The 19,350-nt window shown below is 64.8% G+C and carries 21 protein-coding genes; 2 read left to right on the forward strand and 19 right to left on the reverse strand.

Annotated elements, in window-relative coordinates; genetic code table 11:
• Positions 1–168: 168 nt before the first annotated feature.
• A complete protein-coding gene (locus tag BAU07_RS25640) occupies positions 169–1,596 on the forward strand; it encodes an NAD-dependent succinate-semialdehyde dehydrogenase (protein WP_066664171.1) in 1,428 nt (475 codons plus the stop codon).
• Positions 1,597–1,817: 221 nt separating this feature from the next.
• Here the strand turns inward: BAU07_RS25640 and BAU07_RS25645 are convergent, their stop codons facing one another.
• The 17 genes from BAU07_RS25645 to BAU07_RS25725 all read right to left on the reverse strand — a co-directional run bounded on the left by BAU07_RS25645 (position 1,818) and on the right by BAU07_RS25725 (position 14,929).
• Positions 1,818–2,804 (reverse strand): hypothetical protein, encoded by a 987-nt coding sequence (locus BAU07_RS25645; RefSeq protein WP_066664177.1) that lies wholly within the window; start codon positions 2,802–2,804, stop codon positions 1,818–1,820.
• 593 nt (positions 2,805–3,397) lie between these two features.
• Positions 3,398–3,679: a 30S ribosomal protein S17 gene (gene rpsQ, locus BAU07_RS25650; protein WP_066664180.1), complete on the reverse strand. Its 282-nt coding sequence runs from the start codon at positions 3,677–3,679 to the stop codon at positions 3,398–3,400.
• Positions 3,680–3,681: 2 nt separating this feature from the next.
• Positions 3,682–3,873, reverse strand: coding sequence for a 50S ribosomal protein L29 (rpmC, locus tag BAU07_RS25655; RefSeq protein WP_066664182.1), 192 nt, complete (start codon positions 3,871–3,873; stop codon positions 3,682–3,684).
• Positions 3,874–3,883: 10 nt separating this feature from the next.
• A complete protein-coding gene (gene rplP, locus BAU07_RS25660; RefSeq protein WP_066664184.1) occupies positions 3,884–4,300 on the reverse strand; it encodes a 50S ribosomal protein L16 in 417 nt (138 codons plus the stop codon).
• 2 nt (positions 4,301–4,302) lie between these two features.
• Complete coding sequence (gene rpsC / locus BAU07_RS25665; protein ID WP_066664187.1) at positions 4,303–5,094, reverse strand: 30S ribosomal protein S3; 792 nt, start codon at positions 5,092–5,094, stop codon at positions 4,303–4,305.
• 9 nt (positions 5,095–5,103) lie between these two features.
• Positions 5,104–5,433 (reverse strand): 50S ribosomal protein L22, encoded by a 330-nt coding sequence (rplV, locus tag BAU07_RS25670; protein ID WP_066664190.1) that lies wholly within the window; start codon positions 5,431–5,433, stop codon positions 5,104–5,106.
• A 3-nt stretch (positions 5,434–5,436) separates the two neighbouring features.
• The gene (gene rpsS / locus BAU07_RS25675; protein ID WP_066664193.1) at positions 5,437–5,712 is read right to left on the reverse strand and encodes a 30S ribosomal protein S19; all 276 of its coding nucleotides are present in this window, start codon (positions 5,710–5,712) and stop codon (positions 5,437–5,439) included.
• Positions 5,713–5,724: 12 nt separating this feature from the next.
• On the reverse strand, positions 5,725–6,552 hold the full coding sequence (rplB, locus tag BAU07_RS25680) for a 50S ribosomal protein L2 (RefSeq protein WP_066664196.1): 828 nt from the start codon (positions 6,550–6,552) through the stop codon (positions 5,725–5,727).
• Positions 6,553–6,849: a 50S ribosomal protein L23 gene (gene rplW, locus BAU07_RS25685; RefSeq protein ID WP_066664199.1), complete on the reverse strand. Its 297-nt coding sequence runs from the start codon at positions 6,847–6,849 to the stop codon at positions 6,553–6,555.
• A complete protein-coding gene (gene rplD, locus BAU07_RS25690; protein ID WP_066664202.1) occupies positions 6,846–7,463 on the reverse strand; it encodes a 50S ribosomal protein L4 in 618 nt (205 codons plus the stop codon). The genes rplW and rplD overlap by 4 nt, the downstream gene beginning before the upstream one ends.
• Before the next feature lie 3 nt (positions 7,464–7,466).
• Positions 7,467–8,156, reverse strand: coding sequence for a 50S ribosomal protein L3 (rplC, locus tag BAU07_RS25695; RefSeq protein ID WP_066664205.1), 690 nt, complete (start codon positions 8,154–8,156; stop codon positions 7,467–7,469).
• 369 nt (positions 8,157–8,525) lie between these two features.
• Positions 8,526–8,837, reverse strand: coding sequence for a 30S ribosomal protein S10 (gene rpsJ / locus BAU07_RS25700; RefSeq protein ID WP_066357409.1), 312 nt, complete (start codon positions 8,835–8,837; stop codon positions 8,526–8,528).
• Between the two features lie 66 nt (positions 8,838–8,903).
• The gene (tuf, locus tag BAU07_RS25705) at positions 8,904–10,094 is read right to left on the reverse strand and encodes an elongation factor Tu (RefSeq protein ID WP_066664207.1); all 1,191 of its coding nucleotides are present in this window, start codon (positions 10,092–10,094) and stop codon (positions 8,904–8,906) included.
• A gap of 75 nt (positions 10,095–10,169) precedes the next feature.
• Positions 10,170–12,275, reverse strand: a complete 2,106-nt coding sequence (gene fusA, locus BAU07_RS25710; RefSeq protein WP_066664210.1) for an elongation factor G — start codon at positions 12,273–12,275, stop codon at positions 10,170–10,172.
• 20 nt (positions 12,276–12,295) lie between these two features.
• On the reverse strand, positions 12,296–12,766 hold the full coding sequence (rpsG, locus tag BAU07_RS25715) for a 30S ribosomal protein S7 (RefSeq protein WP_066664213.1): 471 nt from the start codon (positions 12,764–12,766) through the stop codon (positions 12,296–12,298).
• Positions 12,767–12,919: 153 nt separating this feature from the next.
• On the reverse strand, positions 12,920–13,297 hold the full coding sequence (rpsL, locus tag BAU07_RS25720) for a 30S ribosomal protein S12 (RefSeq protein ID WP_066641807.1): 378 nt from the start codon (positions 13,295–13,297) through the stop codon (positions 12,920–12,922).
• 345 nt (positions 13,298–13,642) lie between these two features.
• The gene (locus BAU07_RS25725) at positions 13,643–14,929 is read right to left on the reverse strand and encodes a serine/threonine-protein kinase (RefSeq protein WP_157122452.1); all 1,287 of its coding nucleotides are present in this window, start codon (positions 14,927–14,929) and stop codon (positions 13,643–13,645) included.
• Between the two features lie 452 nt (positions 14,930–15,381).
• Here BAU07_RS25725 and BAU07_RS25730 point away from each other — a divergent pair, with 452 nt between their 5' ends.
• A complete protein-coding gene (locus BAU07_RS25730; RefSeq protein ID WP_066664214.1) occupies positions 15,382–16,107 on the forward strand; it encodes an FHA domain-containing protein in 726 nt (241 codons plus the stop codon).
• 83 nt (positions 16,108–16,190) lie between these two features.
• Here the strand turns inward: BAU07_RS25730 and BAU07_RS25735 are convergent, their stop codons facing one another.
• On the reverse strand, positions 16,191–16,583 hold the full coding sequence (locus tag BAU07_RS25735; protein WP_066664215.1) for a DUF4150 domain-containing protein: 393 nt from the start codon (positions 16,581–16,583) through the stop codon (positions 16,191–16,193).
• A gap of 13 nt (positions 16,584–16,596) precedes the next feature.
• Positions 16,597–19,236, reverse strand: a complete 2,640-nt coding sequence (locus tag BAU07_RS25740; protein ID WP_066664217.1) for a DUF2169 family type VI secretion system accessory protein — start codon at positions 19,234–19,236, stop codon at positions 16,597–16,599.
• Between the last annotated feature and the right edge of the window lie 114 nt (positions 19,237–19,350).

Genomic DNA, 19,350 nt, shown 5'->3' on the forward strand with positions numbered 1-19,350 from the left:
GAGGATAATAGCGCGACGCGGTGTCCGGCGCTTTGTGCGCCAGCGCCAGCGCCGTCGCCTGCCCGACCTGGACGCGCGGCCTTCCGGCGTTTCGCCCGGCCCCGGCAGGCGTTAGACTGGCGGTCGAGGCTACGGCCACGATCCAATTTTCCAACGAGGGACACGAGCATGTACGAACAGTTGGCGTTGTATATCGACGGTGAATTCCTGTCCGGCGACGGCCGCAAGACGCAGGACATCACCAACCCGGCCACTCTGGAAGTGCTGGGCCAGTTGCCGCACGCGACGGAAGCGGACCTGGACCGCGCCCTGCAGGCCGCGCAACGCGCCTTCGAATCGTGGCGCCGTACCTCGCCGATGGAACGTTCCCGCATCCTCCGCAAGGTGGCGGAGCTGTCGCGTGAACGCGCCCAGGAAATCGGCCGCAACATGACCATGGACCAGGGCAAGCCCCTGGCCGAGGCCGTGGCCGAGATCGTCAGTTGCTCCGAACATGCGGAATGGCATGCCGAAGAATGCCGCCGCATCTACGGCCGCGTGATTCCGCCGCGCAACCCCGACGTCCGGCAGTTCGTCGTGCGCGAGCCCATCGGCGTATGCGCCGCCTTCACGCCCTGGAACTTCCCCTATAACCAGGCGATCCGCAAGGTGGCCGCGGCGCTGGGCGCAGGCTGCACCATCATCCTGAAGGGCCCGGAGGATTCTCCCAGCGCCGTGATGGCCATCGCCCGCATGTTCCATGACGCCGGCCTGCCGCCGGGCTGCCTGAATATCGTCTGGGGCGAGCCGCCCAAGATCTCGGAGTACCTGATCCGCTCGCCGATCGTGCGCAAAGTGTCGTTCACCGGATCCGTGCCGGTCGGCAAGCACCTGGCCGCCCTGGCGGGCGCGCACATGAAGCGCTGCACGATGGAGCTGGGCGGACACTCGCCCGTGCTGGTATTCGACGACGCGGATATCGATCGCGCTGCCGAAATGCTGGCGCGCTTCAAGATCCGCAACGCCGGCCAGGTTTGCGTCTCACCGACGCGCTTCTACGTGCAGAAGGGCGCGTATGACAAGTTCCTGGCCAAGTTCACCGACGTGCTGAAGAACATCAAGGTCGGCAACGGCCTGGAGGCCGGTACGGAGATGGGGCCGCTGGCCCACGAGCGCCGCGTGCCCAGCATGACGCGCTTCGTCGAGGACGCACGCGAGAAGGGCGCCAAGGTCGTGCTGGGCGGTGCGCCGCTGGAGCGCGCCGGCCACTTCTTCGCGCCCACGGTCATCACGGACCTGCCCGAGGACTCCATGCTGATGACGGAAGAGCCCTTCGGCCCCCTGGCGCCCGTCGTGCCCTTCACGGACACCGACGACGTGCTCAAGCGCGCGAACAGCCTGCCCTTCGGCCTCTCGTCCTATGTATTCACCAATTCGCTGAAAACGGCGACCAAGGTCTCCAATGCGCTGGAGGCCGGGATGGTGAACATCAACCATTTCGGCAGCGCCCTGGCGGAAACGCCGTTTGGGGGGGTCAAGGACAGCGGCATCGGCAGCGAAGGCGGCACCGAGACCTTCGACGGCTACCTGGTGACCAAGTTCATCACGCATATCTGAGCGGGCCTGGAAACGCCCTGCCCATATCGGCCAACGCGGCGGCTCGCCGTGTTGGCCGATTTTTCTTCATGTCGGCGCGCACGAGCTCCGACACGGCGGCAGGCAACCAAACGCGCGCTCGGGCAGTGCGCGCAGGGTCAGCGGCGTCGGGTGTGGGTCCGGATATGGGTCTGTATGGGCTTGGATATGGACACGGCGCGCGCCGAGCAGCCTGGCCGCGATTACTGGCCTGCCCCGGGCTTGCGGCGGGGCGCCGGTGTGGGAGCGTCCGCCGGAGCGGATGCCGAACCGGGAGCCGGCAGGGGTTCGGCAAGCGGACAGCGGCCCTCCAGATATTCATCCTGCCATCTGACATAGCGCGCCACCCCGTTCACGCCGCCGATGTCGTTCAAGGCACGCCGGGTTTCGTCGTTCAGGCGGCCCAGCCCCAGGCGAGGATGCGGCCCGCTGGCGAGGTTGCTGTCCCCGAACGGCAAGGCCGACAGCCACGGTGCCCCGCTGGGAAATAGCTCCCGTACCATCCGCTGCACCAGATACGCGACCGCACCGCGCTCCCCCGCTCCCCATTCCCGTATCCGCCGCGGATCGATACCCCCGGCGCCGTCCATCCAGGCGGCATGCTTGCGCGGCTCGATCCCGGCAAGTATCGAAATGATGGCATGCATGGTGGCGCAACTCGCTCCCACGGCCGTAACGGCACCTTCCGCGGCCAGAAAATAGCGTCCGGCGATCAACGGGCTTTCGATCGACGGCACGATCAGCGCCCGCTGCACCTTGTCCGGAACGAAGTCCGCGCGGAACACGGAAAGGCCGTCCCGAAAACCCGCCGGCGGGACAACGCGTAGCGTCCAGCGATGGTCCGCGTCCGTGCCGAGGCGCCCCGCATGAACCGCAAACCGGATCAACTGGCGCAATGTTGCGGAACGCTCCAACACGGCGAACTCCGCTTCAAGCGCCGCCTTGGCCCGCGCCGCATGGTTGCGCAGGAAGTCCCCATACTCGGCCGGAGGCGGGAATATCGGGTTCCCGACGGGCTCCACCTCGATGTCCAGATACGACGATAGCGGACTGTCGCCGCCCGGTGGCACAGGCGCCCGTTGCGCGGCGCAGAGCACCTGCAGCGCCGTCCACACCGTTTCCGACTGCGATATGCGGCCGTTGGGATGCCGCTGCACACCATCGACATCGATATAGGGCGTGCGCCCCATCCGCGTTTCGTGCGGAATGATGTAATCGAAGCCCCGGGCGTCCGCGTGCGCCGGGTGCCCGGGCGCTACGAGCGGCGCCACACTGGGGCGGGGCGGCGGCAGTGGAACGGCGCGCGGGACGCCGGGCCGCACCTTGCTCGGGATCGCCCGGGGAGTCGATGGGAACCGTCCGCGTCCGGCCGCACGCGGGCTGGCGGCCTGGGCGCGGAATTTGGGACCTGGCCCGGAACCCGAGTTGAGGCCGGCCTCGGGTAGGCCGCGAGTTGGATCGGGCGAAGCAGTCAGCACAAGGCACTCCCTGGAACAAGCGTTGTGTGCAAGCCATGCGGGCCGGGGGATGCGGTGGCATCCTGAAAGCCATGCGTGGGAATTTTCCTTGGTACGAACTGCGGGATTGCGGTTCCCATGGGCGGTTGCGCCGATGCGTGGCGCGGTCCCCCATGCACAAGCAAAAAAAAGCCAAGGCGGGTAGCCTCGGCTTTTTGCTGCAGCGGCACGGCGGCCCGTCGTAACTGGGACACGCCCGGGTGAGGTTCCGGCACCAGGCCGGTATCACCCTGCAAGCCGCACACGGAGCGCGGCCGCCATTGCGATCAGATGATACGAGCGGCTTCGACCAGACGCACCACGCTCCACGACTTCGAGCGGGAGATCGGACGGCCTTCCGCGATTTCCACGGTGTCGCCTTCGTTGATCTGGTTGGTCTCGTCGTGCGCCTTGTACTTGTTCGAGCGCATGACGATCTTGCCGTAGATGGGGTGCTTCACGCGTCGTTCGACGAGAACGACAACGGTCTTGTCCATCTTGTTGCTGACGACCTTGCCGACCAGCGTACGCTGACGCTTGGCTTGTTGGGTGTTTTGCGTTTCGCTCATGATCATTTCCCTGCCTTCTCGGTCAGCAAGGTACGGACGCGCGCGATGTCGCGGCGCACGTTGCGCAGCTGGCTGTGGTTGGCAAGTTGCTGCGTGGCCTTCTGCATGCGCAAGCCGAATTGGGCCCGGAGCAGGCTTTCGAGCTCTTTGCGCAGCTCGGCGTCATCTTTCGAACGGAGTTCGCTGGCTTTCATTTAGGACTCCTTAAGCACCGATATGACGCGCGACGAACGTCGTCGAGATCGGCAGCTTGGCGGCGGCCAGGCGGAAAGCTTCGCGAGCGAGCTCTTCACTGACCCCTTCCATTTCATACAGCACCTTGCCGGGCTGGATTTCGGCGACCCAATATTCCGGGTTGCCCTTGCCGTTACCCATACGGACTTCCGCAGGTTTCTGGGAAATCGGCTTGTCCGGGAAGATACGGATCCAGATGCGACCACCACGCTTGATGTGGCGGTTGATGGCACGACGGGCGGCTTCGATCTGGCGAGCGGTCAGGCGGCCGCGACCGGTCGCCTTCAGCCCATACTCGCCGAACGACACGTTGGTGCCGCGCGTGGCCAGGCCGGTATTACGGCCTTTCTGCTCTTTGCGATACTTTCTGCGTGCGGGTTGCAGCATGGTTATTCTCCTTCAGGCGCCGGGGCTGCATCCGCCTTGCGGGGACCGCGGCCACGACCGCCGGGGCGTCCGGGACGACCGCCATCAGGACGGTCACCGCGCGGGGCGCGACGGGGGCGACGCTCTTCTTCGCGAGGCGTCGCGGTCTCGGGCGGCAGTTCGCCGTTGGCCAGCATATCGCCCTTGTAGACCCAGACCTTGATGCCGATCACACCGTAGGTGGTGTGGGCTTCGGAAGTGCCGTAGTCGATGTTCGCCTTCAGCGTGTGCAGCGGCACACGGCCTTCGCGATACCACTCGGTACGGGCAATTTCGATGCCGTTCAGGCGGCCCGAGCTCATGATCTTGATGCCCTGGGCACCCAGACGCATGGCGTTCTGCATGGCGCGCTTCATGGCGCGGCGGAACATGATCCGCTTTTCCAGCTGCTGCGAAATCGAATCGGCGATCAGTTGCGCGTCGGTTTCCGGCTTGCGGATTTCCTCGATATTGACGTGCACGGGCACGCCCATCAGACGCTGCAGATCGGCCTTCAGGTTTTCGATATCCTCGCCGCGCTTGCCGATGACCACGCCCGGACGCGCCGAGTACACCGTGATGCGGGCATTCTTGGCGGGACGCTCGATGACCACACGGCCGACGGACGCGCTCTTGAGCTTCTTCTTCAGGTACTCGCGAACACGGATGTCTTCGGCCAGCATACCGCTGAAGGCCTTGTCATCAGCGTACCAACGCGAGGACCAGTTACGGGTGACCGCAAGGCGGAACCCAGTGGGGTGAATTTTCTGACCCATCGTGACTCCTTAGGCGCCGACCTTGACCGTGATATGGCAAGTCTGCTTCTCGATACGATTGCCGCGGCCCTTGGCGCGAGCGGAGAAGCGCTTCAGCGACTCGGCTTTGTCCACGTAAATCGTGGTGATCTTCAGCTCGTCGATATCGGCACCGTCGTTGTGCTCGGCGTTGGCGATGGCGGACTCGACAGCCTTTTTCAGGATGCCGGCGGCCTTCTTCGGGGAGAAGGTAAGGATGTTCAGGGCTTGCGCCACCGACTTGCCGCGGATCAGGTCCGCGACCAGACGGGTCTTCTGAGCCGAGATGTGAACACCACGGATAATGGCAGTCGTTTCCATCGCTTACCTCTTGGCCTTTTTGTCCGCCGCGTGGCCCTTGAACGTACGGGTCAGCGCGAACTCGCCCAGTTTGTGACCGACCATGTTCTCGTTGATATAAACGGGAACGTGCTGACGGCCGTTGTGCACAGCGATCGTCAGCCCGATGAACTCGGGCAGGATCGTGGAACGGCGCGACCAGGTCTTGATCGGCTTCTTGTCTTTGACCGCAGTCGCCGTATCGACCTTCTTGATCAGGTGCGAATCGACAAACGGGCCTTTCTTGATCGAACGTGACATAGTGTTCGCCTCTTACTTGCGCTTGCGCCGTTGGACGATCATGTTGTTCGTCCGCTTGTTGCGACGGGTCTTGTAACCCTTCGACGGAGTGCCCCAAGGGCTGACCGGTTCGCGTGCTTCACCGGTGCGGCCTTCACCACCACCGTGCGGGTGATCGACCGGGTTCATGGCCACGCCACGAACCGTCGGGCGGACACCGCGCCAACGCATTGCACCGGCCTTGCCGATCTGGCGCAGGCTGTGTTCTTCATTGCCGACTTCACCGATCGTGGCGCGGCATTCGATGTGAACGCGGCGCACCTCGCCGGAGCGCAGGCGCACCTGGGCGTACGTGCCTTCACGAGCCAGCAACACGGCCGACGCACCGGCCGAGCGCGCCATCTGGGCGCCCTTGCCCGGCAGCATCTCGATGCAGTGGATCGTCGTACCGACCGGGATGTTGCGGATCGGCAGCGTATTGCCGGCGCGGATCGGCGCCTCGATACCCGACACCAGCGACGCGCCCACTTCCAGGCCACGCGGCGCAATGATGTAGCGACGTTCGCCGTCGGCGTAGCACAACAGTGCCAGGTGCGCCGTACGGTTGGGGTCGTATTCCAGGCGCTCGACCTTGGCCGGGATGCCGTCCTTGTCGCGACGGAAGTCGACGATACGGTAGTGCTGCTTGTGACCACCGCCACGATGGCGGACGGTGATGTGGCCGTTGTTGTTGCGGCCGGAACCACGCTTCTTCTTTTCGAGCAGCGAGGCCAGGGGGGCGCCCTTGTGCAGATTCGGGCTGACCACCTTCACCATGCCGCGGCGGCCCGCGGAGGTCGGTTTAACTTTTACGAGGGCCATTTACTTCACCTCCGCAAAGTCGATTTCCTGCCCTTCGGCCAGCGAGACATAGGCCTTGCGCTCGTTGCGACGACGGCCCATGAAGCGGCCAAAGCGCTTGACTTTGCCTTTGCGATTGAGGACCTGCACGGATTCGACCTGCACGTTGAAGAGCAGTTCGACGGCAGCCTTGATTTCCGGCTTGGTGGCCGTGTCGACCACGCGGAAAGCGACTTGCTGATTTTTCTCGGCGACGAACGTGGCCTTTTCGGTCACGACCGGAGCCAGGAGCACCTGCATCAAGCGTTCGCGGTTCATCCCAGCATCTCCTCGAGTTGCGCGATGGCCGGCTTGGTGATCAACACCTTGCGATAGTGGATCAACGACAGCGGATCGGCATAACGCGGTTCGACCACGGCAACGTGCGGCAGGTTGCGGGTGGCGAGGTAAACATTTTCATCGACGCTGTCGGTGATGATCAGCACCGAATCCAGGCCCAGGTCCTTCAGCTTGGCCGCGGCCAGCTTGGTCTTGGGCGTATCCAGCGTGAAGGCGTCGACGACGGCGATACGATCTTCGCGGGCCAACTGCGACAGGATCGAACGGATCCCGGCACGGTACATCTTCTTGTTGACCTTCTGGCTGAAGTTCTCTTCGGGCGAGTTCGGGAAAATCCGACCACCCCCACGCCACAGCGGCGACGAGGTCATACCGGCACGCGCACGGCCAGTACCCTTCTGGCGCCAGGGCTTCTTGGTGGAGTGCTTGACTTCGGCACGATCCTTCTGGGCACGGTTGCCGCTACGGGCATTGGCCTGGAAAGCCACGACGATCTGGTGGATCAGCGCTTCGTTGTAGTCGCGGCCGAAAACGGTGTCGGGCGCGCTGAACGTGGCGGCTTGACCTTGGTCATTCAGGAGCTTGAGTTCCATGGCTTATGCCCCCTTCTTGGCGGGGGCCTTGATGGCCGGACGCACGACGACATCCCCGCCCTTGTGGCCGGGAACAGCGCCCTTGACCAGCAACAGGCCGCGCTCAGCATCGACCCGCACGACGTCCAGGTTCTGGGCCGTACGCGTGACGTCGCCCAGGTGACCGGACATGCGCTTACCCGGGAAGATGCGGCCCGGATCCTGCGCCTGGCCAATGGAGCCAGGCACGCGGTGCGAACGCGAGTTACCGTGCGAAGCACGCTGCGAACCGAAGTGGTGGCGCTTGATCGTACCGGCGAAACCCTTACCGATCGTGGTGCCGGTGACATCGACCTGCTGGCCGACTTCGAACAGGCTTTCCACGCCGATCACGCTGCCGGCCGCGAATTCGGCGGCACGGGCGGGGTCGAGACGGAATTCCTTGAGGATGCTACCGGCTTCGACGCCGGCTTTTGCATAGTGGCCGGTTTGAGCCTTGGCCACGCGCGAGGGACGGCGCGTGCCGTAAGCCACCTGGACCGCGGCGTAGCCGTCGGCTTCCAGAGACTTGACCTGGGTCACACGGTTGTTGGACACGTCCAGCACGGTCACCGGGACGGACACGCCGTCTTCGGTGAAAATGCGGGTCATGCCGACCTTGCGACCCACCAGCCCGAGCCGATACGCGGCGGGCGTGGGTGTCGAATTCGACATCGTTTTCTCCATTCCCGACTGCGATTGGTCGGGGCTAATCAGGCAAGGTAACGGCTTGCCCTACAGTTATTTGCTGCTCTGGCAGGCCCATGCCACAAATTGCGTCGGGCATGGAATCACCAGGCAGGCACTTCAAATTCAGCATTCTCGCCACATGGCGGCACCCGGACACTTCGCGCCCGGACATTACATAACCGTCCAGGCATCGGGCAAACCAAAATGGCAAGCTTTGCACTATAGCATGGCGCGAGCCACAAATGCAATGACCGCAGCCCATGAGAACTGCGGTCATTGCATTTGCGCGACGCCGGCAACGCCGGCGTGATCGCCGGGCGCCCTTCACACGGAAGACGCCGGCAACGTGTACGCCTACTCCAGCGCGATTTCGACGTCCACGCCGGCGGCCAGGTCCAGGCGCATCAGCGCGTCGACGGTCTTGTCGGTGGGATCGACGATGTCCATCAGGCGCTGATGGGTACGGATTTCGAACTGGTCACGCGACGTCTTGTTGACGTGCGGCGAACGCAGGACGTCATAACGACGGATACGCGTAGGCAGCGGGACCGGACCACGCACGACCGCACCGGTACGCTTGGCGGTATCGACGATTTCAGCAGCCGACTGATCGATCAGCTTGTAGTCGAACGCCTTCAAGCGGATACGGATCTTCTGGTTTTTCATGGTGTTTCCTAAAGAACGAGGAACGGGGCGCACCGTGCAGGCGGTGCCGCCCCGCGGCGGCGTGGATTACTTGAGGATCTTGGCGACGACGCCGGCGCCCACGGTACGGCCGCCTTCGCGGATCGCGAAGCGCAGGCCTTCTTCCATGGCGATCGGCGCCAGCAGCTTGACCACCATCGACACGTTGTCACCCGGCAGGACCATTTCCTTGTCCTTGGGCAGCTCGATCGTCCCCGTCACGTCCGTCGTGCGGAAGTAGAACTGCGGGCGATAGCCGTTGAAGAACGGCGTATGACGGCCGCCTTCTTCCTTGGACAGAATGTAGACCTCGGCGTCAAAGTCCGTGTGCGGCGTGATCGAACCCGGCTTGGCCAGCACCTGGCCACGCTCGACTTCTTCACGCTTGGTCCCGCGCAGCAAAATACCCACGTTGTCACCGGCCTGGCCCTGGTCCAGCAGCTTGCGGAACATTTCCACGCCCGTGCAGGTCGTCTTCAGCGTCGGCTTGATCCCGACAATTTCGATTTCCTCGCCAACCTTGACCACGCCACGCTCGATACGACCGGTCACCACCGTGCCACGGCCCGAGATCGAGAACACGTCTTCCACAGGCATCAGGAACGTCCCATCAACCGCGCGCTCCGGCGTCGGAATGTACGTGTCCAGCGCCTCGGCCAGCTTCAGAATCGCCTGCTCGCCCAGCTCGCCCTTGTCGCCTTCCAGCGCCAGCTTGGCCGAACCCTTGACGATCGGCGTGTCATCGCCCGGAAAATCGTACTTGCTCAGCAGCTCGCGCACTTCCATCTCCACCAGCTCCAGCAGCTCGGCGTCGTCCACCATGTCCGCCTTGTTCAGGAACACGATGATGTACGGCACGCCAACCTGGCGGCTCAGCAGAATGTGTTCGCGCGTCTGCGGCATCGGGCCGTCAGCGGCCGACACCACCAGGATCGCACCGTCCATCTGCGCCGCGCCCGTGATCATGTTCTTCACATAATCCGCGTGACCCGGGCAGTCCACGTGCGCGTAGTGACGGTTCTGCGTCTCGTACTCCACGTGCGCCGTGTTGATCGTGATCCCCCGCGCCTTCTCTTCCGGCGCCGCGTCGATCTGGTCGTAGCCCTTGGCTTCGCCACCGAACTTCGTCGACAGCACCGTCGTGATCGCCGCCGTCAACGTCGTTTTGCCGTGGTCCACGTGACCGATCGTACCCACGTTCACGTGCGGCTTGGTACGTTCAAACTTGCCTTTTGCCATGATCTTCCATCCTTTGAACTTTCAAGGAAACTGTGGTGTGCGACGTCCTGGCATAGCCAGGGCGTCGCGGATGATTTACTTGGTACGGGCTGCAATGACCTCGTCGGCCACGTTCTTCGGAGCTTCGGCGTATTGCTTGAACTCCATCGTGTACGTGGCGCGGCCCTGGGTCTGCGACCGCAGGCTGGTGGAATAACCGAACATCTCGGCCAGCGGAACTTCGGCCTTGATGACCTTGCCACCCCCGGGGATATCGTCCATGCCCTGGACCATCCCGCGACGGGACGACAGGTCGCCCATCACCGTGCCGGCATAGTCTTCCGGGGTTTCGACTTCGACGTGCATCATCGGTTCCAGCAGCACCGGGCTGGCCCGGCGCATGCCTTCCTTGAAGGCCATCGAAGCGGCCATGCGGAAGGCGTTTTCGTTCGAGTCCACGTCATGGTAGGAGCCGAAGAACAGCGTTGCCTTGACGTCCACCACCGGGTAGCCAGCCAGGATGCCGGAGGGCAGGCTGTCGACGATACCCTTTTCGACCGCCGGGATGTATTCGCGCGGCACCACGCCGCCCTTGATGGCGTCCACGAACTCGAAGCCCGCGCCGCCCGGGGCCAGCGGCTCCAGCTTGATGACCACGTGACCGTACTGGCCACGACCGCCGGACTGCTTGACGAACTTGCCTTCGGCTTCGTCGCAGCTCTTGCGGATGGTTTCGCGGTATGCCACCTGCGGCTTGCCAACGTTGGCTTCCACGCCGAATTCGCGCTTCATGCGGTCGACCAGGATTTCCAGGTGCAGCTCGCCCATGCCGGAAATGATGGTCTGGCCGGACTCTTCGTCGGTACGCACGCGGAACGACGGATCTTCCTGGGCCAGGCGCGACAGCGCCAGGCCCATCTTTTCCTGATCGCTCTTGGACTTGGGCTCCACGGCCTGCGAAATCACGGGCTCGGGGAACTCCATGCGTTCCAGCAGGATGGGGGAATCGACGTCGCACAGCGTTTCGCCGGTGGTGACTTCTTTCAGGCCCACCACGGCGGCGATGTCGCCGGCCAACACTTCCTTGATTTCCTCGCGGTTGTTCGCGTGCATCTGCAGCAGGCGGCCGATACGTTCCTTCTTGCCCTTGATGGGGTTATAGACGGTATCGCCCGACTTCAGCACGCCCGAATACACGCGCACGAAGGTCAGCTGCCCGACGAACGGGTCGCTCATCAGCTTGAATGCCAGTGCGGAGAACTTTTCGCCGTCGTCGGCCTTGCGGGTGATCGCATTGCCATCGTCGTCCTGCCCGTCGACCGGGGGAATGTCCACCGGGGAAGGCAGGTAGTCGATGACGGCGTCCAGCATGCGCTGCACGCCCTTGTTCTTGAACGCCGTGCCGCACAGCATCGGCTGGATTTCGCCGGCGATGGTACGGGTGCGGATGCCCTGGGTGATTTCTTCCTCGGTGAGCTCGCCCTCTTCGAGGTACTTGTTCATGAGCTCTTCCGACGACTCGGCGGCCGACTCGACCAGCTTTTCGCGCCATTCCTGCGCCGACGCTTCCAGCTCGGCCGGAATGTCGACGTAGTCGAACTTCGTGCCCTGGCTGGCGTCATCCCACAGGATGGCCTTCATCTTGACCAGGTCGACCACACCCGTGAAGGTGTCCTCGGCGCCGATCGGGATGACGATGGGTACGGGATTGGCGCGCAGGCGCGTCTTCAGCTGGTCATAGACCTTGAAGAAGTTCGCGCCGGTACGGTCCATCTTGTTGACGAAGGCCAGACGCGGCACGCCGTACTTGTTGGCCTGGCGCCATACGGTCTCGGATTGCGGCTGCACACCACCCACCGCGCAGTACACCATGCAGGCACCGTCGAGCACGCGCATGGACCGTTCGACTTCGATGGTGAAGTCCACGTGTCCCGGGGTGTCGATGATGTTGATGCGGTGCTCGGGATAATTGCCGGCCATGCCGCGCCAGAACGCCGTCGTCGCGGCCGACGTGATCGTGATGCCGCGCTCCTGCTCCTGTTCCATCCAGTCCATGGTGGCAGCGCCATCGTGGACTTCGCCAATCTTGTGATTGACGCCGGTGTAGAACAGGATGCGTTCGGTCGTGGTGGTCTTCCCTGCATCGATGTGCGCAGAGATGCCGATATTGCGATAGCGCTCGATGGGGGTTTTGCGAGCCATGATTGCTTGAAATCCTTTAATTACCAGCGGAAGTGGCTGAAGGCCTTGTTGGCTTCGGCCATCTTGTGGGTGTCTTCACGTTTCTTCATCGCGGCGCCGCGACCTTCGGACGCATCGATCAACTCGCCGGCCAGACGCAGATCCATCGACTTTTCGCCACGCTTCTTGGCGGCTTCGCGCAGCCAGCGCATGGCCAGGGCCAGGCGGCGCACGGGGCGCACTTCAACCGGCACCTGGTAGTTCGCGCCGCCGACACGGCGGCTCTTCACTTCGACGATGGGCTTGATGTTGTTGATGGCGGTACCAAAGACTTCGATCGGATCCTTGCCGGTCTTGGTCTGGACCTGCTCCAGCGCACCGTAGACGATGCGCTCGGCGACGGCCTTCTTGCCGTCCAGCATCACAACGTTCATGAACTTGGCGAGCTCGACGCTGCCGAACTTGGGATCGGGCAGTATCTCGCGCTTGGGGACTTCGCGACGACGGGGCATTGCTTGCTTCCTTGTGTCAGTTCAGTTGAACCGCGACTGTCGCCGCGGCCACGGCCATCCAGGGGGAAGGCCACTTACGTGCCGCGCCAGACCGGGCGCGGCTGCACGGATGGCGAGCGCGGACGCTCGCCGGTGAAATCGACGACGCGTCGATCAGGCCTTCTTCGGGCGCTTGGCGCCGTACTTCGAACGAGCCTGCTTGCGATCCTTCACGCCTTGCAGGTCGAGGGAACCGCGAACGATGTGGTAGCGCACACCGGGCAGATCCTTCACACGGCCGCCGCGCACCAGCACGACAGAGTGTTCCTGCAGGTTGTGGCCTTCGCCGCCGATGTACGAAATGACTTCGTAGCCGTTGGTCAGGCGAACCTTGGCCACTTTACGCAAGGCGGAGTTAGGCTTCTTGGGGGTGGTGGTGTACACACGGGTGCACACGCCGCGTCGCTGAGGGCAGTTTTCGAGCGCGGGGCTCTTGCTCTTCACGATGCTGACTTCGCGCGGCTTGCGCACGAGCTGGCTGATGGTAGGCATGACCTTTGGAATCCCTTTTACGTACTACGGTAAGTACTTCCGTACTATGTACTTTGGTACTAGCTGACCCTCCGCTCCGGCGGGCTGTGGCCGCGGCTCGCAGGGGAGGCAGTTCGCGCAAAACCGCCTCAAACGTATACGTAAAAGAGCGGGTCTTGCAGACAAATAAAGCGCACAACCCGGTAACCCAGGATCACTGCTCGAACATCATCGCCTGCGAATCATTGCCTGCGACAACTTGAGCGTGATCTGGCCGGCTTGCGCGCGGATAAATCAGTAAGCCCATGAATTTAGCGCAGTTCCGTGCCACTGTCAAAGGCTTTATCCGGGGAAACCCCCAGGGCGCTACTGGAATACGTGCCGCAGGGTCAGGGGCTGGCCCGGCTTCAGGTCCACGACCACTCGGTACGCCGGCAGGTCGGCGTTGCGCACCACCACCGTGTGCCGCCCGGCGGGCAGCGACAGCGTCTTCAACGGCGGACTGACACCGCGCGATTTGCCGTCGACGAAGATTTCGCCCCACGGGCGCACATCGAGGTTCACGGTGACGGCGACTGGCCGCGCCGGCTTGGCGGGCGCGGTCGCCGGCGCATTCTCCGCCACGCCGCCGTTCGCCCCTTCCTGCAGGGGTGCGGCGCCGGAAGGGGGACTCGCCGGCATGCCGCCGGCGCTTACCCCTGCGCCCGGCGCCGGCCCGGGCAACGGAGCGGTCGCCGTACCAGGCACGGGGACGGCGGGAACGCCCGGCACGCCCTGGCCAGCCGGGGCCACCGGCAACGCGGCCGGGTGGCCGATGCGGGGAACGGCCGGATTGCCCGGCCCCGTGGATGGGCGGGAAGCCATCACGATGGGGCTCGATCCAGCGTCCTCGGGCGCATCGTCGCCGTTCATCCAGGCCCAGACGCCTGCCACCGCGACGACGCCGGCGACCACCGCCAGCACGCCGGCCGCGCGGCGCCGGCGCTCCATGCCCGCACCACCTTGCCGGACCCCGTCATTGGCGGCCGGTACGAAGGCCTTGTCGCTGGGCGCCAAGGGCGCCACGCCGACCTCGGCCGCATAGGGAACGCCGAGGGCCGTATACAGGTCGGCGATCGATTGCGGACGTTGCGCCGGGGTCATGGACAAGCCGCGGTCCACCGCCCCCAGGAAGGCTTCGTCATAGCCCTTCGGCCTGCGGATGGCGAGCGGCACGTAGTTGTCCTGCGCGCGCCGCGCCAGCGCATGAGGCGGCGGCGAGCCACTGATCAGCGAGCAGGCGACTGCGCTCAGCGCATAGACATCGGTCCACGGGCCGCAGGCGCTTGCCGGCTCCGGATCGAACTGCTCTGCCGCGGCAAAGCAGGACGCCGGCTCCATCGCGCCGGAGTGATCCGGGTACAGGGCCGGCACCAGCAGGTGGGCATGGCCGAACTCGTCCAGGCCGACGGTCTGCACGGAGATGGCCCCATGGACCTTGCCCTGCTGATGCACGGCGATCAGGCCGGGCGCCAGTTCCGCCAGCACACGTCCGATCCGTTTCTGGGGCACGCCTCCCGCGGCGGCCGCGGCGATCGCGGCCAAAGGCCTGTACCCGAACGGCTCGGGTGCCGGGTGGCCGACCTCAGGCACGAACGCCCTGGATACAGACATCGTCTTGACTCCGAATCCCATTCACTGCATCTCCCGCCGGTGTGCGCTTCGGCGCAGCACGCAACGATCTGGCATGGCGTGCCGGCGCGCATATCAGGCGCTTCGGCCGTATCGGGCCCCGGCTGCCAAAATTTTCGTATGAAATGAATTGAAGCATGAAGTGAACGTGCTGACACGCTCCGGCGTACTTTTTACATCCGCTGTCGCCCAATGACATCATGCGTTCCCGCATGGGCGCCGAGGGACGGAAGCCCTCAGACGGGCCCCGCGGCCACCGCAGGATGAGCGATTCAGTTATGTTTTGCAACGATTAGACGCAGCACGACGCCCATGCGTGGATCTCCTTCACTATCATCGTCGGCGGCGTCCATTCCGTCCTGCCGGCCGGGTCGCGGGCGCCAGGCATCACGCTTTGCCCAAGTCCTGCCACTCTGCTGCGGAGGCCCGACGCCATGAAGCTCGCCTTGATCGGTCGCACCGACAACCAGCCGACCCACCCATTGGAAGCCACCTTCCAAGCCCCTGGCGGCACCATAGGCCGTGGCCAGCACAACCGGATGATCCTGCCCGATACGCAGCCGCCGCTGTGCCGCGTACAAGCGGTGGTCAGGCAGGACGATAACGGCTGGCACCTGGCGAACCTCAGCGAGATGGCAGCGGTGACCGTCAACGGCCAGCCCCTGCGCCGCCGCGACGACGCCCGCTTGCGCCATGGCGACAAGGTGACGATCGGCAATTACGTTCTGCAGGCCCACGACGAAGCGACGGGCGATGGCGCGGCATGTTCCACGTCCGATGTGTTCGGCGACCTGATCGGCCCCGGCACATTGCCGGTGGCCAGTGTCTCCGACCTGACCATGCATCCCTTTGACATGGAAAGCGCGGCGGTGCGTAATCCCGACGATCCGCTGACACAGCTGCCCGTGGCGGACTGGCACGGCGATGGATTGCCACGCGACCCCTTGGCGCTGTTCCCGCATACCGGTGAAGCGACGCATCAGCCTCTGTCCGACCCGACTCCCGCCATGCTGCCCGCCGAAGACCCACTGGCGAGCCGACGCACCGGCGCCATTGCGGACGCGCTCCGCTCCGACAGTCCTGCCTGGCGGGATGCGCCCATGCGCGACGACACGCCGGAGTATGGCAACCCGTTGCCGCCGCCGAAAATACGCCGCTGAACTCCGCGCCGGCACGTCCGGCGCAGCGCCCTTGCCGTATGCCACAACGGCACGCCTACACGGTTGCTGGCTGCCGTGCTCGATCAGGGCGCCAGCATCAATACTTTGAATTGGCTCGGCACGATACGCATGCCCAGGGCGTTGACGCGATTCTGCAGCGTCAGGCTGGTCAAGCGCGTCGCTGGTGTGCCACGGATCAAGACAGTGAACGCGCCGGTGAGGTGGCGTGACTGGCTCATGAAAGTCTGCGACAGCAGCCCGCCGCCCGCCCCTGGCGTGTCGCCGTTGGTAATGGGCGTAAGCGTGGCCATGTTATGCGCGGGTGCGGCCATGAACAGAATGTTCCAGGCGTTTGGAATGGCCGTCGGCCCCACGGCGATGTTGGGGTATGGAAGGGGCGCCATGGCTGCCGGCGGCGTCTTGCAGACGTCGGGAAAGGCCAGGTCGACACCCATCAATTGGCAGTTCGCGAACATGATGTGCTCCAGGTCATTGCGTTGCGTCCGGGACAGGCGCGCGCCGTCGCGGCCATAGCTTGGCGCCGGCGGTATAGGCTCCGTGCATCGCCGTCGTATCGTCCAGAAGGGCCTGGCCGAGATCGGCGCGGAACAGGTTGGCCTCGCCCAGGTCGGCACGCGTGAAAACCGCCTTCGTCAGAATGGCGTTGACGAGGTTGGCGCCGCGCAGCGACGCGCCGTTGAAATCGGCGCGCGTGAACAGGCTTTCGGCGGCCTCGATATGGTCCAGACGCGCATCGACGAACGTGCATTCGGAAAAATCGCTGCCGTACAGCCGTGCGTGGGAGAAGCGGCCGCCGTCCAGCTTCACCCCGCGCATGCCACAGTGCCGCAACTCGGCCCCTTCGAACACCACCGCTTCGAGCGCCGTGCCGCTGGAAAAAGAGGAGGCCTCCAGCCGCGCATGCGAAAAATCCATTCCGGCGCAGCGCGTATTGATGAAGGCGCAGCGCGTCAGCCGCGCACGACGCAGCGCCAGCGATGCGAAGGCGCATTCCATCCAGCCGCAGCCATCGAAAACGGCATCCTCGAAACCGCTGTCATGAAACGTGGCGCGAACCGCCAGCACGTCGGCCCACGACGTCGCCTGGAAATCGCACGCCTCGAAGCGGCTTTCATTCATGCGCGGTCGCCGCAGTGCGGCGCCGGCGAATGAACATGCAAGAAAATGCGCGCCTTCCAATTGCGTTTCTTGCAGCGCCGCGCCAGCCATCTCGACGCCTTCGAGCCTGGCCTGGGCGAGGCTGGACTGCACGAGGCGCGCACGCGCGAGGGACCCGCGCTTCATCGACGCGCGTGCCAGTACGGCTTGCGTGAAGTCACAGTCATCCAGGCACGCGCCATCCAGCGTCGCGCCTTCCAGCGACGCCCCGCGAAAACAACTGCCGCGCAGATCCATGCCCGACAGGTCCGCGCCGACCAGGCTTGCGCCGCTGAAGTCGCGGTCGCGCTGATAGCGCGCGGCGACGCGGCGGCGCGTGCGCTGCGCGCGATGCGGCGCAAGCCCGGACGGCCGATCGTTGGTGTGCGCAGACAGCAGGTACATGCGGTCGAGCGACGCACTGAACCGGTCATGCAATCCCGGGCGTGCCGGCGTCCTGGGATCACCCGCAGATCCGCCTGCGGGCGCCGTCATCATGGCGGCGTGGGCATCGTAGTCACGCAGCTGGCGCCTGAGCGTACGCACGTCGAAGCCGCTGGGGGTTGCGCCCTGCCTGGCCTGCGCGACCGCATCCAGATCGATGTCCGCGCGCACCGCGAAGGCGCGCATATCCGCATCGGCCAGCAATTCGGCGCGGCCGCGCGCCAGCAGCGCCTCACCCTGCGCGCGCTCGCGCTCCAGCCATTCCAGTCGCGCGGCCAGGTCCTGGACAGGCGGTGGACCCTCGTCGGCTTGCAACGCGGGCAGATACAGGTCCGGGTCCAGGCCCTCCGCAGCCAGCGTCGCCCGATGCGCGTCGCGCCGGCGTGCCGCGCCCGCAAGCATGTTGCTCGCGGCGGGCCGCGCCATGACATCCGGCAGCGCGGCATCCGGCGCCCGTTCGTAAAGTGCTGCCGCGACGAGATCCGACTCCCGCAACGCATGCAAGGCGCCCTCACGCGTATGCACACGGCGGCGCAATACGTTGTCGTAGTGCCCCTTGTCGCGATGTTCTCCGGAGAGTTCGATCGCCGGCATCAGATGCGCGATATCGGCCGCATCGTCTTCCTGGATGCGCAGCGCGCCATGCCAGATCATCGCGACGCGATCGCGATGCGGAAAGAACCACACGGTGGTCAGCCGCAGGTCGATCTCCTCCAGCGCACCGCCGGAATGGCGGCTGGCGAAACAGCGTGCGCGCCAGTCCGGAAGATGCCCGTGCTGCACGGCACGATGCGGATGCATGTTATGGATTTCGTAAGCGGCCCGCGCGGGGACCTCCCGCCGTTCGCTCCACCACTGGTCCTCGGGCGCCGCATTGAAGAAGCGGAGGTCCATATCCGCCGGGAATCCCGGAAAAGACTGCTCCAGCCAGGCCTGCCCGTAGGCGGACCCCATGCGCGCCATGCGTTGCGGCCAGTCCGGAGGAATGGCGTCGAAGCCGGCCGGCGGCGTATTGGCATCCGGCCTGGATATGCGCTGCCTCGGCGACTCCACGTTGGGCAAGGGCACGACATCCATGCCGTTGATCCGCCGTGGCGCGCTGCCGATGCCCAGCGGATTTTCGGCGCATTGCGGACCGCCGCGTGCGTGCCGCCAATCCACGCGCATCGCATCGAAAGGGGCCGGCGCCGTGGCATGCCCGTCCAGCCAGTACCGATCGCCGAATACCAGCAGCGATTTCTCCAGGCCCCCGACGTGCGCGCGCACCGCGCAAGCGGTCTTGTCGGCCTGATGGGCGGTATAGCCCTGGCCGCTGACCAGGAACTCCGGGCACGGCTTCGGGATACCGAGGTCCAGCAGACCGCCAGCCTCTTCGGCCGCGAGCTGCCACAGCGCCTGCTCGGTCAAAAGTACAGGCTGCGCGTCCAGTGTTGCCATGGCGAGCACGGCGGTACCCAGCATATCGACGCCTTGCCAGCGATACGGCCGCATCAGCAGGCTGAGCCTGGCGGGTTTTACGACACGCATGCAACCGCCTGAAGTAGTTCGACCCCAATCCGGGGTTGTGCTGTCCGCGCCACCATCGCCTGCCGTTTCCGGCACTGCGACGACAAACGCCGGACCATTGGACGACCGCCTGCG

It is taken from the genome of Bordetella flabilis, assembly GCF_001676725.1.
In the GTDB taxonomy this organism is placed as follows: Bacteria; Pseudomonadota; Gammaproteobacteria; order Burkholderiales; family Burkholderiaceae_B; genus Bordetella_C; species Bordetella_C flabilis.